We start from the raw sequence: 14908 nt of genomic DNA on the forward strand, positions 1-14908 counted from the left end.
TAAGATGAACATTAATATTCATGAATAGGAAATAATAACCTTATCCCAAAACATAATCTGGTTTTGGAGAATTCCTAGGATTCAAATTTTATTTACAAAAATTTCATTAGATATGTAGAGGCAGGATTTTGTTTACAGATCCCGATAGCCTTATTCATGTCAGATCATCGTGTTAGTAATTCAATGTTCAGGATAGATATCAAGAAAAATAAATGATCTTGAGTGACTATCTGGGAATTGATATTGATAATCAAGACTCAATGTTCTATTGATCAAATGATGGTCGATGACCTATCGTAAATCAAATATCATCAACATACATTATAATTAAAACTAAGATACAGGTAATGTAGCTTAATATGGTATACTCAAAAGATTCGTATGCCAATCACACAAAAACTTAATTTTTAACCATTTAATAATAGAAAAATATATGCGTATAGCAGGAATTGAAGCAATGAATGTCTTCGGAGGTACAACATTTTTGGACGTAGAAAAACTTGCAGAATATCGTAAATTAGATACATCTCGTTTTAAAAACCTTCTTATGAAGGAGAAAACGGTGGCATTACCCTATGAGGACCCAGTCACTTTTGGGGTAAATGCTGCTAAGCCTCTTATAGATGCGCTTAGCCCGGAAGAAAAAGATCGAATCGAACTGGTAATCTCATGTACAGAATCGTCCTTTGATTTTGGGAAATCAATGAGTACTTATTTTCATGAAATTTTGGGCTTGAACCGTAATTGTCGTTTGTTTGAATTAAAAAATGCATGCTATTCTGGGGTAGCTGGTTTTCAAATGGCAATCAATTTTATCTTGTCTCAAACTTCACCTGGGGCAAAAGCTCTGGTAATTGCTACAGATGTATCTCGTTTTATGATAGAAGAAGGTGGAGATGCACTCACTATGGAATGGTCATTTGCAGAACCTAGTGGAGGTGCTGGAGCAGTCGCTATGCTAGTTAGCGAGAAACCTCATGTGTTTCAAGTAGATATTGGTGCTAATGGCTATTATGGTTATCAGGTTATGGATACTTGTAGACCTACTTCAGATGGTGAAGCCGGAGATTCTGACCTGTCATTACTTTCTTATTTGGACTGTTGTGAGAATTCTTTTTATGAATACCAAAAACGTGTTCCCGAGGCAGATTATGCCAAGACTTTTAGCTACCTAGCCTTTCATACTCCTTTTGGAGGAATGGTCAAAGGAGCACATCGTAATTTAATGCGTAAAGCAGTGAAAGCAAAGCCTAAGGAAATAGAAATGGATTTTGAGAATCGAGTAGTTCCCGGGTTGATCTACTGTCAGCGTATTGGTAATATTATGGGAGCGACAGCGATGATGTCACTCGCTAGTACGATTGAGAATGGCAGTTTTGATGCACCACAAAGAGTAGGATGTTTTTCTTATGGGTCAGGCTGTTGTTCTGAGTTTTTTAGCGGTATTGTAGGCGAAAAAAGCAAGGAAAGTATACAGAAATTTAAGATCAAAGAGCAATTTGATAAAAGGTATGAACTGAAAATGGATGAATACGAAAATTTACTAGTAGGGAGCAATGCAGTAAAATTTGGTACGCGTAATGTAAAATTGGATACTGATTTTATTTCTCAAGCCAGAAAAACACTTGATAGAGAGACACTTTTTTTAAAAGAGATTAAAGAATTTAAAAGAGAATACGAATGGATATCATAAGTAATGCTGCATCATACGAGACTATAAAAACCAGATTTGAAGGAGATATTTGTTTTATTCAAATCGATCGTCCAGAAGTTAAAAATGCAATTAATAATAGACTGATCGAAGAGTTTACAAATGCACTTGATCATTGTGAAGAGTTGGCAAAAATAGTGGTTGTCGAAGGTTCTCCTGAAGTGTTTTGTTTTGGAGCAGATTTCAAAGGGATTCAACAAAGTCTTGAAAACGGAACTCTGCACCAGGAACAAAACCCAGAACTAATGTATAATCTATGGCTAAAACTATCCTCAGGCCCATATATTACTATTGCACATGTTAGAGGGAAAGCTAATGCCGGTGGAATGGGTTTTGTGTCTGCCTGCGATATAGTTCTCTGTGAAGAGAAAGCAGTATTCAGTTTGTCAGAACTTCTTTTTGGACTGATGCCTGCGTGTGTTTTGCCTTTTCTGATCCGTCGAATAGGATTCTCAAAAGCACATTACATGACATTAATGACTCAACCTATATCAGCAAAAGAAGCATATGACTGGGGATTGGTAGATGCATATGACGAGAATAGTAAAAATCTGTTGAGAAAACATTTATTACGACTACGTCTGCTTTCTAAGCAGGGAATAGCCAGTTATAAGAGTTACCTGAATAAATTGAATGATTTTCCAAATACTTCTAAATCACATGCTCTTGCAGCAAATATTGAAGTGTTTTCTGATGAAAGCAACTTGAATAAAATTGCAAGATTTGTAAAAACGGGGCAATTTCCCTGGGAAGAAAGGTAAATGTACATGGGGATATAATATCCGGTAAGGTTAGCTATAGAATCGGATTTACTCAAACTATTTAAACCTTTTAAAAACCAAACTCAATTAGCTTTCTGGGTGTGATTTTAAATGATTTTGATACATCGTTAACGCTATGAAGAAACCAAATTATTATTAATTTATTTTTTTAGAGAGAAGTATGAAGAATTGCTCCAACTTCACCAATAATATTGTAATTAGTATTATCATCTCATTTATAAGTATTACATATGTTTATGGCCAGATTCCCATAGAAAATGATAGCATAGTAGACAGTGAGGATTTTGATATCATTGATATGGAATCTACTATGATTGAAGAAAAAAAGGGCTCTCCCTCATGGGTTTCGGATATGTTTAGTGCAATGCGTTTGGGGATACAATATGGATTCACTTATAAAATTGAAAAACCGGATAAAATCATGAATAACCGGCTTTCATTTCGACTAGAATATTCTAAATCTTTCATGGATTACCTTTCACTTCATGTAGATACAAAAATGTTTGCCTTTCTTAAAAATGATCATAGAATTCGGGATGAAAAGGATATAGTATTTGAAGGAAGAACCAGAGAAGCTTATTTGCAAACTAGTTTTAATGAAACAAGTATCAAAGCAGGAATTCAGATAGTTGTATGGGGAGAATCAGATTATGCAATTGTTACTAATGAAATAGGCCGTTTGGATTACCGGGAACCATTAAGCCTTAATATGGATGACCTTAGGATTGGGCAACCCATGTTAACGGTAGATCAATATTCATCATTTGGATATTGGAGTGCATTTTTTGTGCCTTATCCCGAATTTAACGAACAACCTAGAAAAGGAACAGGGTATTATTATGATCCTTTTGACGGGAAAGTTGAGTATCTTAAGGAAAAACAAAAGGGGAATTTTTTTGAGTATGGTTTACGATGGAGAAAAACCTACGGGAAAAGTGATATTAGTATTATGGCAGCTAGTTTGATAGATAATCAATATGCCTTACGAATGGTAACTCCTGATCTTATTGCCAAAAGTAAGCATCGGTTTTTTATGACTGGTGTTACCCTAAATCGAGCAATCAATAATTTACTCGTTAAGGGCGAAGTAGCTTTAAAATCCCGAAAAGCATATAACGATGCATCGTTTCAGGTTATAAAGAAAAATGCTCTGGATGCCTCACTTGGTGTTGATTACTCCCCCAACAGTACTTTTACGTTAAGTATAGAAGCCGTGAATTACCATATCATGGATTGGTCTGATCAAATCCAGGGAATGCCTAGAAACAACTACATAATCCTGATGGCCTTGAGCAAACAACTAATGAAAAATGATTTGTCTTTTAGTTGGGCTTCTATGTATAACGGGCCTTATACTAATTTTTTTAATGTGTTATCAGCTTCTTACAATTGGAATGACCATATCACTCTAAATTTTGATGCACTCATTCCTATAGTAGACGATAATAGAAGTGGTTTTTACCCATATCGTGATCAAAAACAAGTTGCTTTTAGGATTTTATATCAGCTTTGATGGCTTATGATAAATATTACATGGTGCTTTCTTGGCTATAAATAAAAAGAAAAACTGAGGCACTGTAGAAATAAAATACCTAACCAGGTAATCAGAAGATTTTTCAGGTTTTCTATTAATACAAGCTGTACAGAAAATGCAATGGGTTAGGAAACCCTGTCATTAAAATAAAAAAATCAAATGAATAAACAGATTATATGTATGTTCTCTGGCCAGGGTTCTCAATACTACAAAATGGGTAAAGAACTCTATGAGCATAATGAACAATTTAGATATTGGATGAATCATTGTAATGAAATAGTTTTTCCATTAATAAGAACCTCTTTAATTGATGTTTTATATGGGGGAAAGAGAAAAAGTGAACCCTTTGACAACATTCTTTATACGAACCCTGCTATATTGACTATCCAGTATAGTATGTTCAAATTACTGAAAGAGATGGGTATCCAGCCAGATTTTCTTTTGGGGTATAGTATGGGGGAGCTTCATGCGGCTGTTGTTTCGGGTGCCATTTCTTTAGAGGACGGGATTAGAGTATCGGTTGACATCGCTAAGCTTACTCATGAAAGAACCCAACCTGCAGGTATGTTGGCCATTATGGAACCCAAATCAATAATGACCCGCTACCCAGATCTTTTTCATAACTGTTGGCTTACGGCAGGAAATTTTCAAGAGAACTTTGTTGTGAGCGGTTTACCTCATGCCATACAAAACCTTCATCAAAACTTAAATAAAGAAAATATTATATCACAAATATTACCGGTTAAATATGGGTTTCATACTAAGCTTATAGATCCAATTGAAGAAGCTTATACACACATTTTCAGTAATATTAAGGTAGTACCTCCAAAAATTCCGGTGATATCGTCCTTACAAGCAGGAACAGTTCGGGAACTGAATGGGGATTACGTATGGAAAGCAATCCGTTATCCTGTTAATTTTGAGCAAACCATAGAAAGAATACTAGAAACCGGAGATTATACTTTTATAGATATGGGACCTAGTGGAACTTTATCAACCTTTGTTAAATATATACTTCCTTCAGATTCAGATTCTATTTCACTACAAATGATAAATCAATTTGGAAGTGATCTCAATGTCATTCAAAAATTAAGAACCTGTTTATGTTAGTAATCTACTGTAATACACATTTTTCAGAAATATTGATAGAAAGTATTTTGTAAGGAACAATAAGAAAAGGTGCTGTACCCAAGCGGTCTAAGGGGAAGGTCTGCAAAACCTTTATTTCAGTGGTTCGAATCCACTCAGCACCTCTTAAGAATATTTTTATCTGTATGTTTTGAAGTTAAAAACTATGACTTACATAAATGGCGCTGTACCCAAGTGGTCTAAGGGGAAGGTTCGCAAAACCTTTATTTCAGTGGTTCGAATCCACTCGGCGCCTCTATATATACAAAGCAAAGCACAATAATTTACACATCAATGAAATTTGAAAATCTGATAATGAATGTTGGATATACGGATACTGGTTATAGCGGTATAGTACAGGTTGTCATATTGAGAATGACTCATATGTCTATGGTGAACTATAGTTATTTGGTAGTTGACCATATTAATAACCAGGCTGTTATTGTGGATCCGGCCTGGGATATGAGAAAGGTAGAGCAGGCTCTGGAGAATACCAAAACTGTCTTAAGTGGGATTTTACTAACCCATTCTCATCTTGATCATATTCATTTAGCCAAACCACTTGCAGAAAAATACGGTTGTCCCATATGGATGTCAAACGAAGAAATTGCTTATTCTGGTTATTATGCTCCACAATTAGAGGGCATTAATATAACACCATGGTCAGTTGGCCAAATACAGATCGAACCTTTATTTACTCCGGGTCATACACCTGGTGGTATGTGCTATCTAATAGGAAACAGTCTATTTTCTGGAGATACATTATTTGCCGAAGGTTGTGGTTTATGTTTTGATATGCAAGGAGCACATAATATGTTTGATAGTATCGAACATCTAAAAAAAAGGATAGCGCCAGATACGCTCATTTTTCCTGGTCATAGTTATGGAAGACCACCTGGTCAGGTATTTTCAGAAGTATTGAAGGAGAATATATATCTGCAATTTAAAAACAAAAATGATTTTACTGCATATCGTTTAAGAAAGGGACAGAATAAATTGAACTTTTTTGATTTTCAGTAAGATAAAATCTTAAGCTAAAAAGAAGTGTATAATATTTAAATAAATAATAGAAGTTATGTCAAAAGAACATGTTTTTGAAGTAGTAAAAAATGTTATTATAGAAGTGCTTCCGGATATAAAACCGGAGGAGGTTCATATCGAAAAAAATCTACGAGAATTAGGTGCTAACTCAATCGATAGGATGGAGGTAGTTACCATGTCTATGGAAGAATTAGATCTGAAAATACCTTTAATGAGCTTCGCTCAAGTAAGTAATATTCAAGGTATGGTAGACGTATTGGTAGAGAATTATGCAACATCTGTAGAAAGTAATTAAAATCGTTAATGGTATTGCTAATAAGAATATTTGTGACTAAAAAAATAGACAATGTTGACAACAAATAAAGTTGGAATTACTGGTATGGGAACAGTTTCTTCGATAGGTAATGATGTTTCTACATTTTGTAACTCCTTAAGGAGTGGAAAATCAGGTGTTAAAAAAACACCTATTATAGAAGAACCAAAAGTATCTGTTGATGTTGCTGCTAAGATAGAAGGCTTTTCCTTCTCTGATTTTGTAAATCGTTTTCAAAATGTATCAGAAGAGAAATGCCAACATGCCAAGCGGTTAGGTAGAAGAGCCCCTTTTGGTATCCAAACGTCTATTGTTTCTGCCTTAGAAGCGTGGTTTAGTGCCAGACTACATGATAATAAGCCTTTACCAGAACGAGTAGGGCTGATTGTTGCAGGACAAAACAGTACTCAGAATTATCAATATGACCTAATTTCAAAATTTAGAAAAAATCCAGAATATCTTTCTCCTCGATATGCTCTAGAATTTTTAGAGACCAATCAAGTTGGGATCTTGAGTGAGTTATTTGATATTAAAGGAGAAGGATTTACTGTGGGAGGAGCATCTGCTACCGGAAATGTAGGTATTATAAAAGGATATCAACTTGTTCATGCAGGTTTGGTTGATGCGTGTTTAGTGACCGGTGTTGTTGCCGACCTTTCGCCTATGGATATTCAAGGTTTTATTAACATTGGAGCTATGGGAGGTAAGAAATATCTGGATCAACCAGAAAAAGCTTGCCGTCCTTTTGATTCGAAACATGAAGGTTTTATTTACGGACAAGCCAGTGCCTGTGTAATTCTAGAATCTGAAATAAGTGCTGAAAAAAGAGGTGTCCCATTTCTGGCCGAAATCAAAGGTTATGGATTAAACCTTGATAGCAATAGTGCTGCCAATCCAAATGTAGATGGTGAAGCAAAGGCGATGCTTTCGGCATTAAATCAAGCCGGGTTATCAGTTTCAGATGTTGATTATATAAATACTCATGGAAGCTCTTCTCCCCTGGGAGATAAAACCGAAGCAGAAGCTATTAGCAAAGTTTTTAAAGATCATACTTCTGGTTTGTGGTTAAATTCTACTAAAGGGTTAACAGGGCACTGTTTGTATTCGGCAGGTATGGTAGAGACCATTGCAACAGTAGAACAAATGCGACAAGGGTTTTTGCATCCGAATAAAAATCTGGAAACCCCAGTTTGTAACAATTTACAGTTTTGTGGTGTCGAAGCTATGGATTATCAGCCCAATGTGGCAATGAGTAATTCTTTTGGCTTTGGCGGAATAAATACTTCGATCGTATTAAAAAGAGGAAAAAATTAAGATTTATAAACCTAATATAAAAAAACAAGATAAAAATGAAGAAAACATATATATTTCCCGGTCAAGGTTCGCAGAGAAAAGGAATGGGAGAGCAACTTTTTGATGAGTTTCCTGCGTTGATAAAGAAAGCAGATAAAATATTGGGATATTCTATTAAAGAACTTTGTTTAGAAGATGCTAATGATCAGTTAAATCAAACACAATATACTCAGCCGGCATTATATGTTGTAAACGCTTTGTCTTATCAGAAGAAAATTAAGGATGGAGAAAAACAACCAGATTTTTTAGCAGGCCATAGTCTTGGTGAGTATAATGCATTGCAAGCAGCAGGTGTGTTTAGTTTTGAAAGCGGCCTTAAACTGGTTAAAAAGAGAGGCGAACTCATGAGCCAGGCCAAAAATGGAGGAATGGCTGCTATTTTAAATTCTTCAGAAGAAAAAATTCAGGAAATACTAAAGGATGCAAATCTAACTACTATTGATATTGCAAACTTAAATGCTTCTTCTCAAATTGTCATTTCTGGTCTAAAAGAAGATATTGAAAAGGCGCATCCATTTTTTGAAAAAGCAGATATCATGTTCATACCTTTAAATACTAGCGGAGCATTTCACTCCCGCTATATGAAAGAAGCAGCTGCCGAATTCGAAAAATTTATAAAGAAAACAAGATTCTATAAGCCAAAAATTGAAGTAATTGCTAATGTTACCGGAAAACCTTATGCACATGGTAATGTAGGTAAACACTTAATAGATCAGTTATCCAACAGTGTAAGATGGTCCGAAAGCATGACATATTTGTTGCATCAGGGAGAGATGGAGTTTGAAGAACTGGGAGTAGGCGATGTACTGACCAAATTGATTGGATATATCAAAAGAGATTTTGCAAAAACTGCTAAGGAACAAATCAGTAAAAAGACAGAAGTTGGTCAAAAAAAGCACTCTAAAACAATATCCAGCGGTTCAAAGAAAACGACCAAACCAGTTAAAAAAAACAAATCGGTAACAAAAGTAGCAAAACAAAAGAAAATATCAGATCCTACTAAGCTTGTAGAGCAATGGAACGAAGTTTATCCGGTAGGAACACCAGTACTCTCAGGCTTTTATGAAAATGAACTGGAAACCAGGTCAGAAGCAGTAATATTGTTTGGTCACCGAGCGGCGGTATACATCAAAGGATATAATGGATATTTTGATCTAAGAGAGGTAAAACCTGTTCAAAGCAGTTAAATGAAAAATAAATTAATATTTATTTTTTTAGATGGAGTTGGCTTAGGGAAAAATGTAAAATCCAATCCATTTACCAAAGCTTTTATGCCTACACTGTTTAACTTGGTTGGAGAGAAATTAACCAATACCACAAATGTTGTTAAACAAAATTTCCTGATGAGAGGAATTGATGCTTGCCTGGGAATTGAAGGAATACCTCAAAGCGCGACGGGACAAACATCTTTATTTACCGGGTATAACGCTCAGGCATTTTTAGGACATCATTTGATGGCATATCCAAATGATCAATTGATTGCAATGATCAATAAAAGATCAATTTTTAAATACGCCAAAGAGAATTATATCAAAAGCATTTTTGCTAATTCCTATACCGATGGATTTTTCAAATCTTTTGATAAGGATTCTTCAAATTATAGTGTAACTACACGTTGCGTATTAGCTGCCAAAAATAATTTTAATACTATGAATGACCTTGTTGAAGGCAGAGCTGTACATTGGGATATTACCAACCTTACTTTACAAGATATGCCCAACAATAAGATCCCTTTGATAACTCCATTTATAGCCGGAGAAAATTTAAAGAACTTAACAAATGACTATGATTTGATTTTATATGAATGTTTTTTACCGGATTTAATAGGACATAGAAAGGATATGAATAAATCCATCATGTTTTTGGAGATGTTTGATGAATTTCTTCGTGGAGTAATTCATGGTAAACCAGAAAATATTCATGTTTTAATTACCAGTGATCATGGAAATATTGAAGATCTTTCCTTTGGCGGGCATAGTAAAAATGAGGTTCCTTTTATTTTTATGGGAAAAGAAACACATCATTTTTTAAAAGTGAAAGCTATTGATGAACTATTTGACACCATATTTTCAAAATTATTTGATACGGCCTCGATTACTAAGTTTGAAAAGATTTGAGAATGCATTCTATAGATATTTTTTTTACATCTTTTAAAGAACCACTGGAGCATAGTCTTTTTTCGGATTATCTATCCTTGCTACCACCAGATTTAAGGAAAAAAAACTCACAATACCTTCGTTGGCAAGATAGACACGCACATTTGTTTGGTCGATTGCTATTGATTAAAGCATTAAAGAATTGTGATATAGAAAACAACATTTGGGACCTTATTGCTTATAGTGCACACAAACGACCATATTTAACCATGAATGAATATGATTTTAATATATCCCATTCTGGAGATTATGTGATTTGTGCAATAGGAAAAAATATCAGGCTTGGTATTGATATTGAAGAACACCGAAAGAGAAACCTAAAAGATTTTAGGAATTTAATGACTGCAGATCAATGGGATGAGATTAACAATGCAAGTTGCCCGTTAAATGCGTTTTATAAATATTGGACCATTAAAGAAAGTGTGATTAAGGCAGATGGTCGAGGGTTTTATATCCCTCTTAATGAACTTGAAGTAAAGAACAACACTGTTCATTTTGACGATAAATTGTGGTTTGTTAACGATTTTGTATTTACTAAAGGATATAGTGTAGCATTAGCAACGAATCAATCATCAACATTTAATATGCATGATGTGAATTTTTATAAATCACATCTGGTTTAGCCCAATTAACAAATTAATTAAAAACTAATTCAAATTAAATTATAGATTATGGATAAGAACGAAAACGACATTTTTGATTTGATAGCTACTCATGTAGCTGATATCTCATTGGACATAGCGCATGGTCCTATCATACGCTCTTCAATGTTATCTCCTCTCGGAATGGATTCTATTGGTAGAGCTGAGCTAATTGCAAGGATGCTCGAAGAACTATCGTTAACAGCTTCAGCAAGAGAATTTTATAAAGCCAATAATCTTGGTGAACTTGCAGCGTTATTTGCAAATAAGCTGAAGGAGCAGTGAATCCTGGTAGTTGATCAAGGTTAATAATTGAATACTTTTCATCAGAAACCAGAATTGATATTTTTAACTAAAGGCTTTCAAAAGCTTTTAGATATATCTATATGTTTTTTGTTTTCGCTTTGTATTTTTGTACAAAATTAGAAAGACCAGTTAGTCGTGTTTTTTATTACTTATTGAATATTTTTACTTATTAAAAAAAGTTTTATAGCAAAAAAATAGCTCATGTATTTGATAAAAAGTAAAGTAAGATTGGCAGGTTTGTTATTTATAGCAGGTATGGTTGCAGGGGTTTTTAGTGTAGCACCATCCATTGATTCTACAAAATATTTAACAGAAGCCGCTGCAAATTCTAATAATGTAATCATAGATGCTTTCTTTCAGTTTATGATGTCGCTTGCATATTTAGGAATTGCAATTTTATTATACCCGGTAATCAGAAGGTTTGATGGGAGTTTAGCAATCGGCTTTTTTAGTTTTAGGATAATTTCGGCAACACTCGTAATTTTTGGAACCATATTATTATTGTCCATATTAGCATTAAGTCAGGAGTTTGTATATAATTCACCTCAAAGCTCTCCGGATTTAAAAGCATTAGGAAATGTATTCAAAATTATGCGGGATTATATAAACCATGTATTTATGGTTCTGGTTTTATGTATAGGAAATTTTATGTTGTATGTTTTATTAGTGAAATCGCGACTAGTGCCTCGTTGGCTTTCGGTTTGGGGGGTATTAGGTACATTATTGTCTGCAATAGCAAGTATTTTGATTTTATTTCAGGTTATTGAAATTATCACAGCCGAATACTTAATTTTAAATGTTCCGACGGCAATATTAGAATTGATTCTAGGGATATGGTTAATAGTAAATGGATTTGACAAAAGAGCATGTGCAGAAACGCACTAGTAAAGAAAATATTAGAAAGCATAAAAGACGTATAATTTTATAATATATCGCAAGTATATCTTTTTGAATTAGAGTTTTAGCTTTGTGTAAAAAGAATTCTATTTCCTTCGTACTACTAATCCGAAAGTTTTCTTAGAAATTTAAGGTATTGTTTTCTATACGGTATGTACTAAGTGGTAAGAGTCTCTGTTTGTGGAATTAGCTTTTTTTTATCTATCATTGCTACTGTAACCGTTCCTTTTGCAAAAAGTATATCACCATTATATGCCTTTATTTTTAGACAAGAAGCGGATCCCATCGTCCAGTCTAATTCTCCATGTAAATATACTAATGTGCCAGGGACAACAGGGGTAAAGAATTTAACCTTATATTCTCCAAAAACGCCAATTTTAGCAGAGTTTATCTTATAGTTAATAGGTTGTTGTTCTTCCCAATCCTGATTACTTAATTGCACCAATAAACCACAGGTTTGGCCCATAGCTTCGGTTAATAATACACCTGGAAAAATTGGTAACTCTGGAAAATGCCCTTGAAAAGCGGGTTCTCCAATACCCACAGCTTTTATGGCGATAATAGATTTCCCTTTTTCATACTCTATTACCTGATCGACTAACTGAAAAGGGTATCTATGGGGTAATAATTTTTGTATTTGATAATTCTGTAATACTGCCTTTTTCATTAGTTGTATTTTTTAATAAGTGTTACTACTGTGTACCCTGTTTTATCTATAGTCGCAACAATTGCATTTATAGGAGTTATTTCAATACCTTCTGTTTGAATGGTTCTTTTTGTAAAGTATCCTTTCGCTTCTTTTAGTTGCTTATTGAACAATCCTATAGCGTATAAAATACTCGTTAACCCACCAGCATTATCACCGTTTCCATATACCATTTCCGGGAAAAATAATTTAGGGATCTCTCCTAATGTTGTACTAATTTCTGAAGAGAATGTAACTCCATCTATATTGTGAGCTCCAGAGCCCACCATGATCATGTCTATATCCGAAATAGTAAGTCCGTTATTGGTGATTAATTCTTGAATTAAGAAAGCTAATAAGTTTTCGTGTGATTGTTCTTTGTAACTTTGCCCTGAAATAACTCCGACTATAATCCCAAAAATTGATTGTTCATTCTCTAAAGCAGTCTCTACTCTTTCTAAAGCTATAGAAACCCCATATTCGTTAGCAATAGGCAATTTGGTTTCTCTGTTTTCTCCTTCTCTAATTGCCTTATGATATTTAGATATTGTTTCTGTCGAACCCACTATGGCGCAATCAACGATACCTTCTTTTAAATGCATAGAAGCAATATCAATAGCTTGAATTGCACTACATGTACCTCCGTTAATAGAAAAATTTGGTCCGGTAATTTTAGTTTGAATTGCCATTTGCGAAGCTGCGGCATTAGCAATTGTATTTGGTGTGCTCATCGGACTTACTAATTCTGGTCCATCATGCTTAGCGACTAGATCAAAAACAAACCCATCTTCAATGTTGGATAATTCGGACCCATCATATAAGCCTACTCGATCTTTATTCAATTCAACGACATCATTTACTTTATTCTGATAGATACATTGAAATGCCAAGTTGCAATACATTTTAGTTGCTTTACTAAAATAACGAAACCCTCTTTTTCCTAAGAATCCATCTGGATCATAGGTGTCCATTTTGGTTGTCGGCAAATTTTGATCAATTTTATTGTAGAATGTTTCTATCCCACTTCCTAAAGAAGAAACATATCCTAGCCCTACTATTGCAATATCTTTATTACTCATTATTTATTCTAGTTTGTTTAATTGTATTGACTAAAGATTAAGCTACAGATGTTTCCTCCAAAAGCAAATGAGTTACTCATGATATTGGTAATTTTTGTTTGCTTTATATCTTTAGTATTTAAGTCTATTGAAATAGGGAAAGACTCATCTGTTTTTTCTGTATTCTTTGTACTTGGAATGATCTGTTCTTGTAATGACAATACTGCCGATATTCCTTCAAAAGCGCTTGCAGCTCCCATACAGTGGCCAATTACTGATTTTAAACAATGAATAGGTATGTCTGTCAATTTTTCTCCGAAGACTTTATACATAGCATTAACTTCATGAGAATCGTTGGCTTTTGTTCCTGTTCCGTGAGCACTGATATAGCTAATATCATCTATAGTTAATCCACTATATTCAAGAGCCTTCTTCATGGCTAAAGCTGCTCCATTTCCATCAGGGTCTGGAGCGGTTGGGTGATAAGCATCACAACTTAATCCGTATCCAGAGATCTCTCCATATATTTTTGCTCCTCTTTCTAATGCATGTTTTAATTCTTCTAAAACCATGATTCCAGCTCCTTCTCCAACTACCATTCCTGTTCTGTCTTCTGCAAAAGGTTTGATGTTTTCTTTGGTCATTGCTCCTAATCTGTAAAATATTGTGTAGCAGGATCTTGTAAACGGATCCGAACCTCCGGCCAGCATAACTTTAGAACGTCCTTCTTTAATCATTGAGAAAGCTGTTCCAAAAGCATAATTTCCTGCTGTACATGCTGTTGGAATTACCATATTTGTTCCTCCAAGATTACAAAGTTTAGCGACCATAGAACTCATTTCTATTGGCCTGAAATAAGATAACATTTTCTTTGCATCTGTCGATAATTCTTCTTTTTCATTTTGAATACCAAAAGTATCTATAGTACGCTCTACAATGTCTTCTGTTCCGTTAGTAGTTCCTAAGATTATTCCATACCTGTTTGGATAATCTATTTTTTCTGAAAGACCAGCATCTATTAGTGCCATTTTAGAAGCTTTATATGCATACTCTACAGATGTACTATATGAAGATATATCTTTTTTACATGTTAATACATCCTCACCAATAACCTCTGCAGATAATGAATTACCTTTAAATCTTGTACTATCCAATTTGGTTAAATGACGTATCCCTGTATTCTTCTCTTTTACATTTTTCCAGAATTCCTGAATGTTAGATCCGATTGGGCTCACAACACCTAAACCGGTAATTACTACTCTTTTCATAATGCTTTGTTTGAAATTGTAATGTTTTTATTAAG

Annotated in this window: 15 protein-coding genes and 2 tRNA genes; 14 read left to right on the forward strand and 3 right to left on the reverse strand. The window is 34.3% G+C overall.

From position 1 onward, the window contains the following. Positions 1-433: 433 nt before the first annotated feature. From NNH57_RS19630 to NNH57_RS19695, 14 genes are all read left to right on the forward strand, one after another. Positions 434-1693, forward strand: coding sequence for a hydroxymethylglutaryl-CoA synthase family protein (locus NNH57_RS19630; RefSeq protein WP_074409442.1), 1260 nt, complete (start codon positions 434-436; stop codon positions 1691-1693). Further along, positions 1681-2472 (forward strand): enoyl-CoA hydratase/isomerase, encoded by a 792-nt coding sequence (locus tag NNH57_RS19635; RefSeq protein WP_074409443.1) that lies wholly within the window; start codon positions 1681-1683, stop codon positions 2470-2472. The genes NNH57_RS19630 and NNH57_RS19635 overlap by 13 nt, the downstream gene beginning before the upstream one ends. Before the next feature lie 181 nt (positions 2473-2653). Then, positions 2654-4006, forward strand: a complete 1353-nt coding sequence (locus NNH57_RS19640) for a DUF1302 family protein (protein WP_074409444.1) — start codon at positions 2654-2656, stop codon at positions 4004-4006. A 180-nt stretch (positions 4007-4186) separates the two neighbouring features. Further along, complete coding sequence (locus NNH57_RS19645; RefSeq protein ID WP_074409445.1) at positions 4187-5137, forward strand: acyltransferase domain-containing protein; 951 nt, start codon at positions 4187-4189, stop codon at positions 5135-5137. A gap of 68 nt (positions 5138-5205) precedes the next feature. Further along, positions 5206-5280 (forward strand) — tRNA-Cys (locus NNH57_RS19650). Between the two features lie 56 nt (positions 5281-5336). After that, a tRNA-Cys gene (locus NNH57_RS19655) sits at positions 5337-5411 on the forward strand. Between the two features lie 38 nt (positions 5412-5449). Beyond that, entirely contained in the window at positions 5450-6175 is a 726-nt protein-coding gene (locus tag NNH57_RS19660) for an MBL fold metallo-hydrolase (protein ID WP_082994980.1), read from the forward strand. A 55-nt stretch (positions 6176-6230) separates the two neighbouring features. Beyond that, positions 6231-6491, forward strand: coding sequence for an acyl carrier protein (locus NNH57_RS19665; RefSeq protein ID WP_074409446.1), 261 nt, complete (start codon positions 6231-6233; stop codon positions 6489-6491). Between the two features lie 51 nt (positions 6492-6542). Beyond that, entirely contained in the window at positions 6543-7823 is a 1281-nt protein-coding gene (locus NNH57_RS19670; RefSeq protein ID WP_199915417.1) for a beta-ketoacyl synthase N-terminal-like domain-containing protein, read from the forward strand. A 35-nt stretch (positions 7824-7858) separates the two neighbouring features. Then, on the forward strand, positions 7859-9049 hold the full coding sequence (gene fabD, locus NNH57_RS19675) for an ACP S-malonyltransferase (RefSeq protein ID WP_108807992.1): 1191 nt from the start codon (positions 7859-7861) through the stop codon (positions 9047-9049). Then, positions 9050-9979: an alkaline phosphatase family protein gene (locus NNH57_RS19680; RefSeq protein ID WP_108807991.1), complete on the forward strand. Its 930-nt coding sequence runs from the start codon at positions 9050-9052 to the stop codon at positions 9977-9979. A gap of 2 nt (positions 9980-9981) precedes the next feature. Next, positions 9982-10641: a 4'-phosphopantetheinyl transferase family protein gene (locus tag NNH57_RS19685; RefSeq protein ID WP_108807990.1), complete on the forward strand. Its 660-nt coding sequence runs from the start codon at positions 9982-9984 to the stop codon at positions 10639-10641. A gap of 144 nt (positions 10642-10785) precedes the next feature. Further along, entirely contained in the window at positions 10786-10944 is a 159-nt protein-coding gene (locus tag NNH57_RS19690) for a phosphopantetheine-binding protein (protein WP_159099230.1), read from the forward strand. Between the two features lie 222 nt (positions 10945-11166). Beyond that, positions 11167-11850 carry a DUF4386 domain-containing protein gene (locus NNH57_RS19695; RefSeq protein WP_074409452.1) on the forward strand — a complete coding sequence of 228 codons (684 nt, stop codon included), beginning with the start codon at positions 11167-11169 and terminating at the stop codon, positions 11848-11850. A gap of 169 nt (positions 11851-12019) precedes the next feature. Here the strand turns inward: NNH57_RS19695 and fabZ are convergent, their stop codons facing one another. Genes fabZ through NNH57_RS19710 form a run of 3 tightly spaced genes read right to left on the reverse strand, consistent with a single transcriptional unit; the run spans position 12020 to position 14873 of the window. Further along, the gene (gene fabZ, locus NNH57_RS19700; protein ID WP_108807989.1) at positions 12020-12529 is read right to left on the reverse strand and encodes a 3-hydroxyacyl-ACP dehydratase FabZ; all 510 of its coding nucleotides are present in this window, start codon (positions 12527-12529) and stop codon (positions 12020-12022) included. Then, entirely contained in the window at positions 12529-13626 is a 1098-nt protein-coding gene (locus NNH57_RS19705) for a beta-ketoacyl synthase N-terminal-like domain-containing protein (RefSeq protein WP_074409454.1), read from the reverse strand. Before NNH57_RS19705 ends, fabZ begins: the two co-directional genes overlap by 1 nt. A gap of 17 nt (positions 13627-13643) precedes the next feature. Further along, positions 13644-14873, reverse strand: coding sequence for a beta-ketoacyl-[acyl-carrier-protein] synthase family protein (locus tag NNH57_RS19710; protein WP_108807988.1), 1230 nt, complete (start codon positions 14871-14873; stop codon positions 13644-13646). Positions 14874-14908: the final 35 nt, after the last annotated feature.

The sequence above is a fragment of the Aquimarina spinulae genome, assembly GCF_943373825.1.
Taxonomy (GTDB): Bacteria; Bacteroidota; Bacteroidia; order Flavobacteriales; family Flavobacteriaceae; genus Aquimarina; species Aquimarina spinulae.